Here is a 16,469-nt window from a genome sequence, read left to right on the forward strand (position 1 = left end):
GCGGGCGGTTCACGCCGGCCTCAGTCGGACGGATCGCGTGTCAACCCGCTTTCGTCATACTTACCCCGTCTCGCAAAGCGTCTCGTGAATCGTATCAAGCGCTGCGGGCATTCACAAAAAGCTTGCACGAGTGCGGCTTTGTGTTCGCTTGACTTGCCTCGCTGATTTCGACGCCCGTGAGTGGACCGTAAGGGATAGCGGTTCAGCAGTTCGGTGATGACACCATATACCAACGTCGCGCCATCGGCGCCCGTAAAGGCGTCGACATCCGGAACAGCGCATGGCGTCGGACCGGTAGCGAGTGCAGCCGAGTTGCGACGCGCGCGCGTGTAGCTTCGTCAACGAGGGCGGTGATGGTAGGGATGACGCATCGTCGTCGCCTCAGAACTGCGCGGTCATCTGGAAACCGACGGTCACGCGCGATGTATCCAGCGTGGCCGGTTTGTAGAGCGGCGTTCCGGCGAACAGGTCGTAGCTGAAACCGGCGTATTTCGACGGTACACCCCCGCGAAGGCCGATTACCGCGCCGACGAGTTGCGTGCCTGCGAGAAACGCCGTGTTCGGTCCGAATACGTGGCCGTAGTCGATGCCCGCATAAAGCGTCTGCCCGCTCCTGCCGATTGGCGCTTGCAGCTCGTTGCGCCAGTAGAAGCCCTTTTCGCCTGCCAGCATCTGCTCGCCGTCGAAGCCGCGCACGGTGTATCGGCTGCCGATGGTCAGGTCGTCGATGTAGAACAACGTGTCGTTAGTGTATTGGCCGTGGAAGGTCGTCACGTAGCGAAGCGGTTGAGATACGATCGCGAATGGCACCGATAGGTTCGCATCGAGAACGGCCATGTGGTAGAGGTACGTCGGACCTGCCGGCTTCGTTGCAGGAGTCGGCGCGATGTTGGCATCCGCTGGCTGCGATGGATCACCTGTTGCGCCTAAGTCGTTAATGCCTTGCCGGTACGCGAGAGAGCCATCGAACTGCGCACCGCCGAAGTAATGGCGGTCCGTCAGCCCCGTTTCGAAGAATGTGTTATTGCGATGCTGAAGCACGATCTCGGTGTCGTCGATGAAGCTTGCGCCGAAACGCTTTGACAACTGCACATAGCCGCCGAAGACATCGTTCTGGCCTCGATGCAGCACGCGCGCCAGCTTGAATCCTGCGGTCTGCGCGTTGCCGCTCGACACGAAGGTCTGGTTCACGCCCGCGATCTGCTGATAGTACGTGTTCGTGTTACCGAAGAGCGTTGCAGTCCAGTGACCCCACGGGATCGAATACGAGCCGTTGAAACCGTGCGAGCCAAGACCCTTGTCGCCGAACTCAAGGTCCTGATTCGCGCCGACGGTGAAGATGTCGTTCAGTCCGAGCGGATTGTCGAGGCCGAGGCTTAGATTGCCCTGGAGCCTGCCGGTCGCTCGGCTGCCCGAATTGTCGACCGAGGCGACGAGCGACCAAGGCTTCGCACGCTTGAGCGTGAGCACGACGTCGCTTTCGCCCGGCACGTTGGTCGGCTCGATCTTCATGTCGACGTCTTGGGATGCGACGCGCTTCATCTGCTCGACGCCCTGTTCGAGGTCGCGCAGGTCGAGGATGTCGCCGGGGCGTGTCGGGAATGCGGTCTTCCATGTGCCCCATGACAAAGGCTCTGCGAACCGCACATCGTGGATCACGCCTGGCACGAGAGCAAACTTCAGCACGCTGCTCGACAGGTCTTGTTCGGGCAGCAACACGCGAGTCGTGATGTAGCCGCGACTGAGGATCGCCTGCTGTAATCCCTTGGTCAGTACGTTCACGCCTTCCTTGCCGACACATTGCCCGTTGTAATGGTCAAGCCATTCACGCGCGAAGCCGAACGAATCGAGCGGTAACGCCGATGCGCCTTTGGCTCGGACCGCATCGGGCAGCGTTGCCGGCACGCCCAGCGCGAACCTGTCAATACGGAAGCATGGCGTCTCGGGCGGCAAGACTGGCCATCCTTCCGCCGATGGTGCAGCGGAGCGAACAACGGCAGCCGCAACCGTCGCCGCGCGCTGCTGCGCCTCGCGTTGCTGTTGGAGCTGCTGTTGTTGTTCGGCGTTCGTGCGTGCGGCAGCTGCGACGTCGGGCGGGGTCTGCTGCGCGTGCGCGAGTGTAAACACGGCTGTGAGCGGGAAAGCCGCCAGCCTTTTTCGGATTTTCATGATGACAAGTCAATGAAGGGGGGACCAAACGACCACACCCGGCGATTTAGCTTTGTTGATTCACTTCTAAGCGCTCGATGAGATCTCGGCACGCCTCAGCGGCAAACGATTCCGCCCATCTTTCTGTTTGGGCGAACTCGTCACGTAGCCTGCTCAGAGCCTCAGCTGACCAAAGTTCTTGCTGTTGCTTGAGCGGCAGATGGTCCGTTCCTGACCGGATAAGCACAAATTTCTGCAAATCCGGATCTCGCTCTGGGATACCGATCAACCGCAAGTCAATTCTTAGGACCTCTGCTGCACCTTCAAAGTATGAGAGCTCTCCGTTCAGCATCGCATGCAGCAAACCTAAAAGACGCTGACGTGCTCGATTTGCACTTTCGTCCATACGCTTCAATTTTTGGTCACATTTGACGGGGCTGCAATCTAGAAGCCGCACTCATAGCTCATCAATACGGCTTTCAGCATGCTGCAAAGAAGCGAATTGCCAATCGAGGCCCGCCCTGTCGCTAGCGGAAACGTTGATCACGGCGCAGCAACATTTGCGCTTGTCAGCTTGATTACGTTCCATCTCGTCCATTGAGCAAATGCGGATCTTCCCACACGTCTTCATATTGCTCGGTCACGAGGAATCTCCAGCCGGGCGGCAACCCGAGATAGGGGATGACCAAGGGTGCCCAATCTTCGATGTGTGCTGCATGCAGAGGAACGAAGAAGTCCGGCGCCTCGGACATTTGCTCGCCTCCCCAAATGTACCAACCACATGTATCGCCTTCCGGTTGAAGTCGAAGCCCTTTCAACGGGCGAAGACCCTCCTTTACGTTGCGGGAGATTCCTAGTTTGAGGTTAACGTCGCATCCAAAGAACGCGGCATTCAATCTTTCGCACGTTTTCCGCTGCGTCTCGCGAAGGTCTTCACTCATCGTAAGAATACAAAGTAGCCGGCTAACTCAAAGCACCAAGTCGCTCCCGCGCGATCAATTCTATATTCTGGATTGACCTCTTAACTGAGGCCAGTTCAAACAACACTTTGTCAACTGCATCGAAACCGCAGCCCGCTTCTTCGCATCTGTCGCATTCAACCGCATAGAGTATCTCGAGATTAGCTCGTTCACTTATGGCTTCTTCGAACCAATCACCGTTTTTGGATTCCAACGCAGTCAGCAGCCCCTTCAACGCTGACAGCAAGGCGTGGATTCCAAGCTTCTTCTCGCGATATGCTGTTAGATGGTCAAGCATCAACCGATACTGACCAAGATCGTGTTCGACTTTCCACTCGTCACTCATCATGCCCTCTTTAGCGACTTGCATTCTCATATTTTTCGTTAAGTGCAAACTTCTGTAGGTGATTCTCGATCCTACTGAGTTGCTATCGGCACAGTCGAAAGTACGAACACGTCGTGCTGGCCTTGTTCGGATCGAATAAAGTCAGCCGCCGCGAGGTTATTCTTTTGAGCCGCGTGGCGACTACACGGAGGTTGTACGCCGTCCCAAATGCAATCCAGGCGAGCCTCGAAACCAGGGTTATGCCATACACCGCCCTCGATACGCGCCACGACGAAGCCGCGTTCGAGTGCTTGGGCACACACGGCAAGCGCGGCTTCCATGGACAGCTTCATTATCACGCTTCCGTTGAGGTCGAAATACTCAGTCGACGATGTATAGAGCTTTTGGAGATCGATACGCATAATGGTCACTTCCATTGAATTCGACTGTCTGGAATCCAGCCGGGATCATTCTTTCCGCTTACTTGGACGACTTCGCCTGTACGATCGTTCACGACAACATATCCATTTTTTGAACCGTAAACCGATGCCGTATCATTTCTCGGCACTCCGTCTGGCGTCTTCGAACCTGAACGTTTATCCATTGTTGTCCCGACTGGACCGTCGTCGATGACATTTTGAATGTCTTGTTCGGTCCAACCACGCGGGCCAAGTTGATTGCCAATCTTGTCATCAATGACGATGTTTGGCCTTTGCGTGCTTTCTTGAGTCCCACTATTCAGCGTAGCATTACCCGGCACATACCCCGCCGTCCCAGGCGTCGCAACAGGAGCCGTCGTCGCGCATCCGGCATTCGGTACGCAAACCATCGCAGGCGGCGTAACGACCGCCCCGCCAGTGGCTGGCGGCTTGCTGTTATTGTTCGCCTCGACTAACGGGTTGGGATCGGACGGCGGGGTTCGTCCACCGGACTTCACTAATCCCACGAACTGATTAATCAGCGCACCGACCGAGAACGAGTTGAAATCAGGCGGATTGCCCAGGGCTTGCGCGACTACAGCTTTGACATGGGCATCCTTGGCCGCTGCGTCCCTATCATTCCCCTGGTTGTACAGGTTAACGTTCGAGCCCATTGCCGCGCCTGCCGAACCGCCCACCGCTGCGCCGGCCAATCCCGACAGGATATTACCGGCGAGATTGCCTATCAAGGAGGAGCCTGTCGCGCCCGTCACTGCATCCGCCGCCGCTTTCGTTTGGTCCGCGAGCTTCGAGGAGATGGCCGCGCCGGCGGCGCCGCCGAATGCACCAATCACACCGCCACCCAGCCCGCCGATCAGTGCGCCGCCTCCTGCCTGCAGCATCGCGCGCGAGTCACCGCCTTCCCGCCAATTGTCGTAATCGGCCAGCGCTGCTGCCATTGCTTGGGGGTCATTGCTCGCCGCGTCGCTGTTGGCATCGCCGTGCGCGTTCGACATCGCCGCCGAGACGCCAAAGCCGCCGCCCACCGTGTACTGCACGCCCACGCTCGCACTGCTGGAACTGTTCGAGCTGCGCGCCGAGTCCGTATCGGTCGTATTGACGACGTTCACCTGATTCTTCGCGGCGAGCACCACGTCGTTCGCGCTCACGTTCGAACCGGCGATCGTGACGTTACCGCTGCCGGGCGTGCCGTCGCCTGTGGCCACGAACGCCGCCGTGCCGCCCGCGCTCACGCTCGAGCCGCGATGGGTCGTCTGGCTCTCGCTCGAATCACTGCGGCTGCTGCTCGACCCGAAGCTCACCTTGACGCCGATATCGGGCTTGTTGCCAGCGGCGACGGCACTGTCTGCGCCGATGCCACTCAGCGCCGCATCGCCCGCCGCAGCGATCGCGTGCAGCGCCGCAGCACGGTCGTTGCCGCTCTCAGCCGAGTGCCCCACTGCCCGGCCTTCCGAGTAGGCGTTGTTGATCGCATCGCCCACGCTGCCCGCGAGACCGATGGTCATCCCGCTGCTGCTCGACTGCTCGCTGCTTGCCCGATGCGAGGTGTCCGTCGCCGCATCGACGATCACATTGGCGGCGGTCCCCACAACGTTCTGGCCTGCCACCAGATCGCTGCCGGTCACATGTAGCGTGTTGCCCGCCTGAATCGACAGGTTTCCGCGATCAGCATTGGGGAATATGGGAGTAGTCCGAAATCGACAGCGCTGCTCTCGCTCGATCACGTATGACCTGTCGCAGGCTTGAAGGTGGGATTTATCGCTGCACCCGTGCTCATTTGCGTGAAAGCAACGGGTGATGCTCCGCTGGTGCTACTGCGCATTCGGGGAGCTGGATGCGGTCGCCATGCACGCCTATAACGCCCAGCGCCTAATCGACAGAAACGGAGGTCTAGGCGGCCAACGCGAGCGATATGAGCGGCATGCCGTGATATGCGTTCGCTTCGCGCGACGTTAGTGAGGACGCAGATGTGCTGGCCCGTTTCGGACGCTCACCAAGAGTGCCTCATGACGAGGTTGGCGCTCGGTCGGCCCCGCCGGTGCGCTTTATCATTAGGTCGACGTGCCCGGTCAGCAGCGCGCATTGAATCGTCGTGCCGTCGATGCATCGTCTGGTGCGCGGTACGCCATCGCGACGGTCTTTTCGCTCGTCATCGCGACGGTAAACTAGTTCGCAGTACCAACGACAGAAGCGCTGCCGTGCGGCGCGTTGATGCTTTCATAGTGGCGCAGCCACAACCTCCGCCACCGCATCCCTTGCAAGAATCGCTGTTGGGGATGCCTCAAGCGAGCCGCTGATGTGGGTTATTGCCCCAGCCCACGTCGTGTTGCAGATGAAGCGCACGCTCGCCGCGCCCGCATAGCGGCCATTCGCCTCGCTCGTTGGTGTGCGAATCCGCAGTTCGCAGCGTTCGTCAGCTTCGGCAGATTGAGAATCACGCGTGGCCCGGTGAATGCATCGCAGTCGGCGTTGGACGAAGCAGATCCGAGCGACGAGCCCGTCGGTTCAATGCAGATCAGTCTCTTTGTCGTCTTCGGTATTCAACCAGAAGCCCTGCCATCCGCAGGCGGCAACACCGCGCCATTTTGAAAGCAGCAGATATTGAGTTCGGTCGCGAATATCGCGTCAAGGGCGAGCGACCCGCCCCGCATCAGCCAGCGCGCGCATTAGCGAGAGCAAGGAACAAGAGCGTGTTCATGCCCTGCCAGAACGGCGAACGTCGCGCGACACGCAACGCCCTTCCCCTGCATCAGATCGAGCGGCGTCGAAGCACTCGGTCAAGTCACCGACATCGCGGATGCACGCGCAACCTCGGCAACCCATCACCCTCGACGACCACGACGGCGTTCTGCTCATACGCCAGCATGAAATCGTCGGCGTCGAGCACGGTCGCGCCGAGCACGAACAGACTCGCTTCGGCGCTCCATACATTGTTCGGATCCAAGCCTTCGCCCGCTAGCGCCATCCACCCTGCTTGAGCGATATACGCTTCGAGCGCCCGCTGCCTCGCGGCGTTCTGCTCGGCGCTCAGCTCACAGCCAAACGGATTGAACGCGGTCACGAACACTGCGCTGGCAACACCGTGACGGCCCAGCAGCGCGGCGACGGACGCGTTCTTCTCGCCGATCTTCATATCGATGGGCGGCTCGCCGTGTATCCGGTAGATGGCAGCGCGGTACGCTGCAAGGGTCGTGTCGGGAATCGAGAAACCGTTCATGAGCATGAACGTTACGCGACTGCGCAGGCGCGCGCAAATCGCCATCGCAGCCGAAACGACCGCCTATACTGAACTCAGCGCCTTCAAGCCAGGAGGACGCCATGACACGCATGTACATCGATTGCCGCGAGTGCTCGAGCGACAGCAACTGCACGATCGCCCTCGCCGCCGACTCCGAAGACGAATTGATGCAAGCCGCCGTGCAACATGCGGTGAGCATGCATCAGCATGAGGATTCGCCGGAGCTGAGAACGGAACTCAAGAAGTTCTTTCACGAGGGCACGCCGCCGCTCGAAAGGCCGTCCGCATAAGACGCGGAGGCAGTTGATTGCCGCCACAAGCTAGCGTTTCTTAGCACGCTAGGCGGAGGAGCATTGTCGCTTGATGGAAGATGAGGAAGAAGGCAGCGACGCGCCGCGATTTCAAGAGCAGCCGGTGCGCCGCTCGCTGCGGCTGAATCGTTGACGCGAACGCCAGTCTTCCGAGCGCAGCACGTGTTCGCCGTCCTCGCGGGCTTCGTCTTCGGAATCGAAGCCTTCGTCGCTATAGGCGACCACCTTCATGCCGCCGCCTGCCGCGCGCTCGACGGTGATGCCCCAATGCCATCCCCCTTCCTGGTGGAAGATATGCAGCGTCGGCTTCGATGATCCGGTCAAGTCCATACATGCGGCTCCTTCAAGTTGACGTCCGTAAGGCTTGCTGCCTTGCCTAGACGAACGCCCTTGATGTCGGGCGCTTCTCTTTGCGTTGCCCGTACGCGGAAATCGTTCAGGGCACCATGACTAAACGAGGGGCGTCAGCGCCCGCTTAAGACAGCATACTCAATGACATGCTGCATTGCAACACGGGCTTTCCCCAGTCGTGCGCTTTGCGAGACACCGCGTCGCTGAACGAAAGGCGAATGGAAGCGATCCTTTCATTGCAGAAGTCATCGGACTATCACGTTGAGCGCGCGCCGGTGACATTCGGCGTTGTGTCCTAGAATGAGTAAGCCGTCATCAGCGGCGTAAGAGGGACTCATGAAAGCTACTTCCCGAATCATGCTCGGCGCGCTCGCTGCGTGCTGGGCCGCGTCTGCATTTGCGCAGCCGCTCGCCGACAATTCGTCCGCGCCCAAGACACGCGCGCAGGTTCGTTATGAACTGCACGCGTGGATCGCTGCGGGCTACGATCCGAACGACTGGATCAACTATCCGGACAATGCCATGCGCGCGGGCCGCATCGTGGCGCAGCGACGAGCCGACGCGCCGCCGATGACGCACTGAAGCGGCGCGCGTCATCGCGCTCAAGCAGCCGGCTCAAGCAGCCGCCTCAAGCAGCCGGCTTCGGCCCACGCAAGATGCGCCGCGCGATGCTCCAGCGATGCACTTCCGACGGGCCGTCGTAGATTCGGAAGGCGCGCATGTCCGCGAAAATTCGCGCGACGACCGTCTCGTGCGTGACGCCCTGCCCGCCCAGCACCTGCACGCAACGGTCGACCACGCGCCACAGCGCCTCCGACGACACGACCTTCGCGATGCTCGACTCGTGCTTGCCGAGCACGCCCTGATCCAGGACCCACGCGCAATGCCAGATGGCGAGCCGCGTGACGTGCAGGTCCATCTCGTTGTCCGCCAGCATGAAGCCGACGCCTTCGTGCTCGCCTAGCGCCTTGCCGAACGCCTGACGCTGCCGCGCATAATCGCTCGCCACGTCATGCGCGCGGCGGGCCGCGCCGAGCCAGCGCATGCAGTGCGTGAGACGCGCGGGCGACAAACGCACCTGCGCATAACGAAAGCCTTCGCCCGGTTCGCCCAGCACGTTCGACGCCGGCACGCGCAGGCCGTCGAAGCGCACCACGCCGTGGCCGCCGGGAAAGCACGTATCGAGCGAATCCATCGCCCGTTCGATGACGATGCCGGGACTCGACATGTCCGCGAGAAACATCGTGGCCGGGCCGTCCGCGAACTTCGCCATGATCATCGCGACTGCCGCGCCCTCGGCGCCCGTGATGAACCACTTGCGGCCGTGAATCACGTACTCGTCGCCGTCGCGCGTGGCGGTGGTCTGGAGCATCGCCGGGTCCGCGCCCGCGCCGGGCGACGGCTCGGTCATGCAGAAGCAGGAGCGGATCTCGCCCGCCGCGAGCGGACGCAGCCAGCGTTCCTTCTGCTCGGGCGTCGCGATGGCTTCGAGCAGATGCATGTTGCCCTCGTCCGGCGCGGCGATATTCAGCGCGACAGGGCCGAGCGGCGAATACCCCGCCTCCTCGAACAGAATCGCCTTCGCGACATGACCGAGCCCGAGCCCGCCGAACTCCGGCGAGATATGGCTCGACAGCAAGCCCGCCTTGCGGCCCTTCGCGATCAGTTCGGCGCGTAACGCTTCGTTCGGTCCGTGCGGCGTGCAGCGCGGATCGCGCTCCATCGGCACGATTTCATCGGCGATGAACGCGCGCACCCGCGCCTGTAATTCGGTCAACTCCGGCGAAAGCGAAAAATCCATCGGCATCCTCGGTCGTTAGTGAATCATGGGAGCTTAATCGTGTGCGCCACTCTCGTCATTCATCGTATTCGCTGTATTTGCGCGCGTCGCCGCGCACCTTGTGCGCCGGATACTTCGCGCGATTCAGCGCCATCTTCTCCAGCAACGCCTGATGCAGATCCACATCGAGCGCGTCGGCCAGCATCACGAGATAAGCGAGCACGTCAGCCATCTCATGACGAATGGCGCGGAGCTTCGCGTCGTCGAGTTCGGCCTTGTCGCCCCTCTGAAGCCACGTGAACGGCTCCAGCAACTCGCTCGCCTCCACGCTCAGCGCCGCCGCGAGATTCTTCGGCGCATGAAAGCGGCGCCAGTCGCGTTCGCGCACGAACTCGCGCAGCATGTCGCGCATGGCGACGAGTTCACTCGATGATTCTTTCATCACGTCCTCGACTCGCTACTCATTGCGCCGGATAAAGACCCAGCGTGCGCGCATGCAGGCGCGCGAGGCCGAGCAGCGCGTCGGTGAATGGCGTCGGCACGCCGGTCATCGCGCCGAGTTCGCGCACCGACGCGACGAGCGCATCGAGTTCGACGGCCTTGCCCGCTTCGACGTCCTGCAGCATCGACGTCTTCATCGCGCCCAGTTTCGCCGTGACGGCATGCCGGTCTGCCGGCTCCTGTTCGATCGGAATGCCGAAGCGCGCGCCGATTTCCTTCGCCTCCAGCATGATGCGCGTGACGAAGCCGCGCACGAGATCGTCGCCGAGAATGCGGTCCGTGGTCGCGCCGGTGATGGCGCTGATCGGGTTCATCGTCATGTTGCCCCACAGCTTGAACCACACGTCGCGCTGAATCTGCGGCGAAGCGGAAGCGTCGAAGCCCGCCCGCGCAAAGAGCGATACGAGCGATTCGACGCGCGCGCTCGGCTTGCCGGTCGCCTCGCCCAGAATCAGCCCGTTGCCCTGATGATGCCGGATGACGCCCGGCGCTTCTACGAAACAACTCGCGTGAACGACGCAGCCGACCGTCTGCGCGCTCGGTATCGCGGCGGCGATCGTGCCGTGCGGGTCGACCGAGGAGAGTCGCTTGCCGGCGAACGCATCGCCTAAGCCCTCGCAGAACCACCACGGCACCCCGTTCATCGCAGTGAGCACCGTGGTCCGCGCGCCGAGTAACGGCGCGATATGCGCGGCCACGGATGCCATCGCCGGCGCTTTGACGGCGACCACCACGAGGTCTTGTTGCCCCAGTGCGTCGGGCGCGGCGCTCGCGCGGACCTGCGCCGTATGCGTCGCGTCCTTCTCCACGAGCTGCAGGCCGCGCGTGGTGAGCGCATCGAGCGTCGCGCCGCGCGCGACCACGCTGACATCGCAGCCTGCCTGCGCGAGCCGCACGCCCATCCATCCGCCGATTGCGCCCGCGCCGTAAATGCACACCTTCATCTTGTCGTCCCCGCCACTGGTTGGATCGCCCATTGTAAGAGCGGATTGAATTCGTTAGCGGCTAACGCTCAAACGGTCCAATCTATGAGTCGCAAAACGCATTTCAAGAGTCGCCGAACGAATAAAAAATGCGCTTGAAAATGCATTCCGGCTTATTGAAAAGAGCGTCTTGGCACCTATTTTTCGATCCGAGGGCAGTGAGCTCGAACGCGCTGCCCACAAGGATCAACGCACTGTGCCGGCCTTCATGCGGCCGCATTTTCGGAGACTGGATCATGAGTGACTTCTACTTTGGCGGCGACGTGTTCGCGGAGCTGGATCGCATGCAGCGGCAAATGTCGACGCTGTTCGGCAACCTGCCATCGAGCATCCGGACCAGCCGCGCGGATGTCTTTCCGCAATTGAATATCGGCAGCACGGACGAGGCGGTCGAGATCGTCGCGTTCGCGCCCGGCGTGGATCCGGCATCGCTCGATGTGACCGTGGACAAAGGCACGCTCACGATCAGCGGCGAGCGCAAGGCCGAAACGCTGACCGAAGGCGCGCGCACTTATGCGAAAGAGCGCTTCACCGGCAGCTTCCGCCGCGTGATCGAACTGCCGCAGAACGCGGACATCGACAAGGTGCAGGCGCGCTACGAGAACGGCACGCTGTCCATCACCGTCGGCAAGCGCGAAGCGTCCAAGCCCCGCGCCATCACCATTCAGTAATTCAGCATTCGGGAGCTCACGATGAACGACACCACTCAACTGGCGCAGCGCAACGAAGGCGACGTGACGCGCAAGAATGAAGAGCACGCGCGCCGCGCGAGCATTACGCCCGCGGTCGATATCGTCGAAGACAGCCACGGCATCACGCTGTGGGCCGACCTGCCCGGCGTGCCGCGCGAAAAGCTGGACGTGAAAGTGCATGACGCGCGGCTCTATATCGAAGCCGAAGCGGTGGTTACCGCGCAAGCCGGCTTGCGTGTGCATCACGCTGAAGTGCGCGCGCCGCGCTTCGCCCGCGCCTTCACCGTCAGCGACGACTTCGACACCACGAAGATCGACGCGAACCTGACGAACGGCGTGCTCAAGCTCACGATTCCGCGCCGTGAAGAAGCGCGTCCGCGCCGCATCGAAGTGCGCGCGAGCTAAGCGAACCGCTGGCAGCAACACAATGCTTCAACCGAATGGCCGCGAATATCGCGGCCATTTTTTTAGCGCATGCTTAACGCCTCTATAATCTTCGGCGGCAGTCCGAGAACTATTCAAACTTATCGCTAGGAAGAGACGAACGTGAAGACGCTGTTGACGGTGTTGTTGAGTTCCATGCTGGCCGTGTCTATCGGCGCGCATGCGAAAGACTGGTCCACGATCCGGTTCGGCGTCGATGCCAGTTATCCGCCCTTCGAATCGAAAGCACCGGACGGCCAGCTCGTCGGCTTCGATATCGATGTCGGCAACGAACTGTGCCGCCGTCTCGACGCAAAGTGCGTATGGGTCGAAAACGCTTTCGACGGCATGATTCCCGGCCTCAAGGCGCGCAAATTCGACGGCGTACTGTCCACCATGTCGATGACGCCGGCGCGCGTGAAGCAGATCGCGTTCTCCAGCAAGCTCTTTCATGTGCCCACGCGACTCGTCGCGAAGCGCGACTCGAAGATTCAGCCGACGGCCGAATCGCTCGCGGGCAAATCGGTCGGCGTCGAACAAGGGTCGATGCAGGAGAGCTACGCGAAGGCGCATTGGGGCGCCAAAGGCGTGACGGTCGTATCGTATGCAGATCAGGATCAGGTCTATGCGGACCTGCTCGCCGGACGTCTCGACGCATCGCTGCAAAACGCGGTGCAGGCCGAACGCGGCTTTCTCGACACGCCGCGCGGCAAGCCGTTCGCTTTCGCCGGCCCGGCTCTCGAAGACAGCGCGATCTTCGGCCCCGGCACCGCGATCGGTCTTCGCAAGGAAGACACCGACCTGAAAGAGAAGCTCGACGGCGCAATTGCTGCGATGATCAAAGACGGCACGTACAAGCGCATCGAGCAGAAGTACTTCGACTTCGATATTTACGGCGAATAAGCATAAGAAAGCAGACGGCGCGAGCGCGCTGTAGGGCTCGCGCCAACACATGCGTTGGCGCGCCGATGGCTTTTTTTCACGCACGTCATGCTGAAAATTACACGTCGCCCCGCTAGCATGCGGGAAAGCTGCGTGATCGAAGCATCGGCATAGTGTTTGCATGCCCGGCAATGCACAGAGAGACTGTTTTCGGGGGCATCATGCATCATTCGATCGAACCTCACGAGCTCGGCAAGGTTGATCTCGAGCACTTTCAGATCGTGCAAGTATCGGACGGCACGCATACCGTCGTGCTCTGGGAAGCGCCGGAGCCCGACACGCTCGTGCCCCTGCACGCACGAGCCGCCACGCTCACCATTCGTCTGTGCGATCCGCTCAATCCGGTGCGCAGAAAAGACGTGTGCGAGCGGTTGCAGGCGCACCTCGCGGCATCGCGTGGTCGCAAGAGCGCAGCGCGGCCGCGCACGCATCTGCATCGCCTGAGCGCGAGTCCGCGCGCCGCTGCCTAGCGGTCACAGCGACTTGCCGAGAAAAGTCCACAGCGCGTCGTCGAGCGAATACGGCACGTTGAAGCGAAAGCACGCGCTAGGCGCATCGCCCGGCCGGAAATACGAGCCCGGCGCGAGCCAGATGCCGTGTTCGAGCGCGCGCGTCGCGACATCGCTCGCATGCGATGGATCGATCGGCAACTCCGCCCAAACGAAAAGACCCGCGCGCGGACGACGGAACAGTGTCGCGCCGAGCGCATCCATGCGCTGCTCGACGACCGCATGCGCGTCCTTCAGCTTGTCGATCACGAATTCGACGTGCCGCGCATAGCGCCCTTCCGTCAGCACCTTCTCGACGATGCGCTCCGTCGCCTCCGACGACGTGAGTCCCACCGCCATCTTCGTGCGCGCCAGTTCGCGCAGCACGTCGCGTTCGGCGACGACATAGCCGCAGCGCAGCGACGGCGTAATGGTCTTGGCGAAGCCGCCCACATACACGACGCGGCTCAACCCTTCCAGCGCCGCGAGCAACGGCGCGCCGGTCGGCGCGAGCTCGCGGTTCACATCGTCTTCCACGACCCACAGGCCATGCCGCTCGGCGATCTGCATCAGGCGGAACGCCGACGCCATGCTGAACGTCGCGCCGGTCGGATTCTGCAGCGTCGTGTTGAGAAAGACGGCCTTCGGACGATGCTCCGTGACGATGCGCTCGAACACGTCCGTGTTGATGCCCGCGACCGTGCGCGGCACGCCATGCACGTTCAGGCCGGCGAGCCTGAGAATCTGGAGCAGATTGCAGTAGCCGGGATCTTCGACGACCACGGCATCGCCCGGACGCAGCAAGGTGCGCACGATCAGGTCGAGCGCCTGCGTCGCGCCGCTCGTCAAGAGCACGTTGGATGCGGCATCGACCGGCAAGCCGTGACGGTCCATTTGCTCGGCGATGCGCTCGCGCAGCGGCGCGAAGCCGTACGGATGCCCGTAATCCGCGATGCGCGCCGCCGGCACGCGGCTCACTGCGCGCAACGCGTGGTGCAGCCCGCCTTCGTTGACCCATTCGTTCGGCAGCCAGCCGCAGCCGGATTTGATCGGCACCGAATGGTCCGCGAAGACATCGGAAAGCAGCCATGTCGCCGTGAGGCTCGGCGGCTGCCATTCGACCGAGCGCGTCGGCGCGCGCCGCCCGCGCACGGCCACGCGATACCCCGAGCCGCGCCGCGCGGTGACGAGGCCCATCGACACGAGCCTGCCGTACGCTTCGGTCACGGTGAACGTGCTCAGGCGCTCGGTTTCGGCAAGACGCCGCACCGAAGGCAACAGCGCGCCGGCGCGCAACGCGTCCGACTCGATGGCGGATGAAAACGCGCGCACGAGTTGCTCGACGAGCGTCGGCGCCTGCCGCGAGCCGCGTTCCAGGTTGAGTTCGATCATCGGTTCAATCGGCCAAGGTTTGCCAGCACAGTTCGCCCCATTTTGCCAGCACAGTTGGCAGCGCGGTGAAGCAACTGTCTATGCCGCGCAAGATTGCGTCGACATACAGTGACCGTTCTTTCGAGGAGAGACCAAGCCATGAACGCCCGCCCCGTCATCGACGACCTGTCGTCTTTCTGGATGCCCTTCACCGCGAATCGCCAGTTCAAGGCCGCGCCGCGGCTTCTGGAAAGCGCCAAAGGCATGTACTACCGGTCGACGGATGGCCGCGACGTGCTCGACGCCTGCGCGGGGCTGTGGTGCGTGAACGCCGGTCATTGCCGCGAGGAAATCGTCGAGGCGGTGCAGAAGGCGCTCGGCACGCTGGATTTCGCGCCGACGTTCCAGATGGCTCACCCGCTCGCGTTCGAAGCCGCGACGAAAGTGGCCGAACTGATGCCCGACGGCCTCGACCGGATCTTCTTCACGAACTCGGGCTCGGAGTCAGTCGACACGGCGCTCAAGATCGCCATCGCCTACCATCGCGCGCGCGGCGAAGGCCAGCGCACGCGGCTGATCGGGCGCGAGCGCGGCTATCACGGCGTAGGCTTCGGCGGCATTTCGGTGGGCGGCATCGCGCCGAACCGCAAGACGTTCTCGGGCGCGCTGCTGCCCTCGGTCGACCATCTGCCGCATACGCACGATCTCGCCCACAACGCGTTCTCGAAGGGCCAGCCGGCGTGGGGCGCGCATCTCGCGGACGAACTGGAGCGCATCGTCGCGCTGCACGATGCGTCGACGATCGCGGCGGTGATCGTGGAGCCGGTAGCGGGCTCAACGGGCGTGCTGATTCCGCCGCAAGGCTACTTGCAGAAGCTGCGCGAAATCTGCACGAAGCACGGCATTCTGCTGATTTTCGATGAGGTCATCACCGGCTTCGGGCGTCTCGGCAAGGCGACGGCCAGCGAGTTCTTCGGCGTGACGCCGGACCTCATCACCATGGCCAAGGCGATCAACAACGCGTCCATTCCGATGGGCGCGGTCGCGGCGCAGCGCAAGGTGCACGACACGATCATCGATGCGGGCGCGGCGAACGCCATCGAACTCTTTCACGGCTACACTTACTCGGCGCATCCGGCCGCGACTGCCGCGGCCATCGCGACGCTCGACCTCTACGTGCGCGACAAGCTGTTCGACCGCGCGGCATCGAAGTCTCCGGCGTTCGAAAGCGCGGCGCATGCGCTGCGCGACGCGCCGCACGTCAAGGACATTCGCAATCTCGGGCTCGTCGCGGGCATCGAACTCGAACCGCGCGACGGCGCGCCCGGCGCGCGCGCCTACGAAGCGTTCGTCAAGTGCTTCGAGGCAGGCGTGCTCGTGCGCTATACCGGCGATACGCTCGCGTTCTCGCCGCCGCTCATCATCGAAGACGATCAGATCGACCGCATCTTCACGACGGTAAGAGAAGTGCTCGCGACGGTGCAATAGAAGATGAGACGATCGCGCGTTTCGTTGAG

Annotated in this window: 20 protein-coding genes; 8 read left to right on the top strand and 12 right to left on the bottom strand. The window is 62.1% G+C overall.

What is annotated here, in order from left to right:
• Window positions 1-381 precede the first annotated feature (381 nt).
• The 6 genes from LDZ24_RS17825 to LDZ24_RS17850 form a co-directional block, all read right to left on the bottom strand.
• The gene (locus LDZ24_RS17825; protein WP_248322550.1) at window positions 382-2,169 is read right to left on the bottom strand and encodes a ShlB/FhaC/HecB family hemolysin secretion/activation protein; all 1,788 of its coding nucleotides are present in this window, start codon (window positions 2,167-2,169) and stop codon (window positions 382-384) included.
• Between the two features lie 46 nt (window positions 2,170-2,215).
• Window positions 2,216-2,554, bottom strand: a complete 339-nt coding sequence (locus LDZ24_RS17830; RefSeq protein ID WP_248322551.1) for a DUF2489 domain-containing protein — start codon at window positions 2,552-2,554, stop codon at window positions 2,216-2,218.
• A gap of 172 nt (window positions 2,555-2,726) precedes the next feature.
• A complete protein-coding gene (locus LDZ24_RS17835) occupies window positions 2,727-3,089 on the bottom strand; it encodes a hypothetical protein (protein WP_248322552.1) in 363 nt (120 codons plus the stop codon).
• Window positions 3,090-3,111: 22 nt separating this feature from the next.
• Window positions 3,112-3,477, bottom strand: a complete 366-nt coding sequence (locus tag LDZ24_RS17840; protein ID WP_248322553.1) for a hypothetical protein — start codon at window positions 3,475-3,477, stop codon at window positions 3,112-3,114.
• Between the two features lie 47 nt (window positions 3,478-3,524).
• Complete coding sequence (locus LDZ24_RS17845; protein ID WP_248322554.1) at window positions 3,525-3,869, bottom strand: colicin immunity protein; 345 nt, start codon at window positions 3,867-3,869, stop codon at window positions 3,525-3,527.
• A complete protein-coding gene (locus LDZ24_RS17850; RefSeq protein ID WP_248322555.1) occupies window positions 3,860-5,596 on the bottom strand; it encodes a colicin E5-related ribonuclease in 1,737 nt (578 codons plus the stop codon). The genes LDZ24_RS17845 and LDZ24_RS17850 overlap by 10 nt, the downstream gene beginning before the upstream one ends.
• Before the next feature lie 724 nt (window positions 5,597-6,320).
• On the opposite strand from LDZ24_RS17850, the gene LDZ24_RS17855 reads away from it, so the two are divergent.
• Complete coding sequence (locus LDZ24_RS17855) at window positions 6,321-6,461, top strand: hypothetical protein (RefSeq protein WP_248322556.1); 141 nt, start codon at window positions 6,321-6,323, stop codon at window positions 6,459-6,461.
• A gap of 193 nt (window positions 6,462-6,654) precedes the next feature.
• Here LDZ24_RS17855 and LDZ24_RS17860 read toward each other — a convergent pair whose 3' ends face one another.
• Window positions 6,655-7,089, bottom strand: a complete 435-nt coding sequence (locus LDZ24_RS17860; protein WP_248322557.1) for a DUF3293 domain-containing protein — start codon at window positions 7,087-7,089, stop codon at window positions 6,655-6,657.
• Between the two features lie 101 nt (window positions 7,090-7,190).
• Between LDZ24_RS17860 and LDZ24_RS17865 the strand changes: the two genes are divergently transcribed.
• A complete protein-coding gene (locus LDZ24_RS17865; RefSeq protein WP_248322558.1) occupies window positions 7,191-7,400 on the top strand; it encodes a DUF1059 domain-containing protein in 210 nt (69 codons plus the stop codon).
• Between the two features lie 111 nt (window positions 7,401-7,511).
• Here LDZ24_RS17865 and LDZ24_RS17870 read toward each other — a convergent pair whose 3' ends face one another.
• Window positions 7,512-7,751 carry a hypothetical protein gene (locus LDZ24_RS17870; protein WP_248322559.1) on the bottom strand — a complete coding sequence of 80 codons (240 nt, stop codon included), beginning with the start codon at window positions 7,749-7,751 and terminating at the stop codon, window positions 7,512-7,514.
• A 357-nt stretch (window positions 7,752-8,108) separates the two neighbouring features.
• On the opposite strand from LDZ24_RS17870, the gene LDZ24_RS17875 reads away from it, so the two are divergent.
• A complete protein-coding gene (locus LDZ24_RS17875) occupies window positions 8,109-8,354 on the top strand; it encodes a DUF4148 domain-containing protein (protein WP_175941240.1) in 246 nt (81 codons plus the stop codon).
• 46 nt (window positions 8,355-8,400) lie between these two features.
• Here LDZ24_RS17875 and LDZ24_RS17880 read toward each other — a convergent pair whose 3' ends face one another.
• From LDZ24_RS17880 to LDZ24_RS17890, 3 genes are read right to left on the bottom strand one after another with little or no spacing between them, the layout of a single operon-like run.
• Complete coding sequence (locus LDZ24_RS17880) at window positions 8,401-9,573, bottom strand: acyl-CoA dehydrogenase family protein (protein WP_248322560.1); 1,173 nt, start codon at window positions 9,571-9,573, stop codon at window positions 8,401-8,403.
• 55 nt (window positions 9,574-9,628) lie between these two features.
• Window positions 9,629-9,994: a nucleotide pyrophosphohydrolase gene (locus LDZ24_RS17885; protein ID WP_248322561.1), complete on the bottom strand. Its 366-nt coding sequence runs from the start codon at window positions 9,992-9,994 to the stop codon at window positions 9,629-9,631.
• 19 nt (window positions 9,995-10,013) lie between these two features.
• Window positions 10,014-10,997, bottom strand: coding sequence for a 2-dehydropantoate 2-reductase (locus LDZ24_RS17890; RefSeq protein WP_248323336.1), 984 nt, complete (start codon window positions 10,995-10,997; stop codon window positions 10,014-10,016).
• A gap of 275 nt (window positions 10,998-11,272) precedes the next feature.
• Between LDZ24_RS17890 and LDZ24_RS17895 the strand changes: the two genes are divergently transcribed.
• The 4 genes from LDZ24_RS17895 to LDZ24_RS17910 all read left to right on the top strand — a co-directional run bounded on the left by LDZ24_RS17895 (window position 11,273) and on the right by LDZ24_RS17910 (window position 13,563).
• A complete protein-coding gene (locus LDZ24_RS17895) occupies window positions 11,273-11,707 on the top strand; it encodes an Hsp20/alpha crystallin family protein (RefSeq protein WP_175941236.1) in 435 nt (144 codons plus the stop codon).
• A 21-nt stretch (window positions 11,708-11,728) separates the two neighbouring features.
• Window positions 11,729-12,133, top strand: a complete 405-nt coding sequence (locus LDZ24_RS17900; protein ID WP_248322562.1) for an Hsp20/alpha crystallin family protein — start codon at window positions 11,729-11,731, stop codon at window positions 12,131-12,133.
• Between the two features lie 141 nt (window positions 12,134-12,274).
• Window positions 12,275-13,054, top strand: coding sequence for an ABC transporter substrate-binding protein (locus LDZ24_RS17905; protein WP_175941232.1), 780 nt, complete (start codon window positions 12,275-12,277; stop codon window positions 13,052-13,054).
• A gap of 200 nt (window positions 13,055-13,254) precedes the next feature.
• Complete coding sequence (locus LDZ24_RS17910) at window positions 13,255-13,563, top strand: hypothetical protein (protein WP_248322563.1); 309 nt, start codon at window positions 13,255-13,257, stop codon at window positions 13,561-13,563.
• A 3-nt stretch (window positions 13,564-13,566) separates the two neighbouring features.
• Here the strand turns inward: LDZ24_RS17910 and LDZ24_RS17915 are convergent, their stop codons facing one another.
• Window positions 13,567-14,973, bottom strand: a complete 1,407-nt coding sequence (locus LDZ24_RS17915; RefSeq protein ID WP_248322564.1) for a PLP-dependent aminotransferase family protein — start codon at window positions 14,971-14,973, stop codon at window positions 13,567-13,569.
• Window positions 14,974-15,111: 138 nt separating this feature from the next.
• Between LDZ24_RS17915 and LDZ24_RS17920 the strand changes: the two genes are divergently transcribed.
• The gene (locus LDZ24_RS17920) at window positions 15,112-16,440 is read left to right on the top strand and encodes an aspartate aminotransferase family protein (RefSeq protein WP_248322565.1); all 1,329 of its coding nucleotides are present in this window, start codon (window positions 15,112-15,114) and stop codon (window positions 16,438-16,440) included.
• The last annotated feature ends 29 nt before the right edge of the window (window positions 16,441-16,469 follow it).

The organism is Caballeronia sp. Sq4a (genome assembly GCF_023170545.1).
GTDB lineage: Bacteria > Pseudomonadota > Gammaproteobacteria > Burkholderiales > Burkholderiaceae > Caballeronia.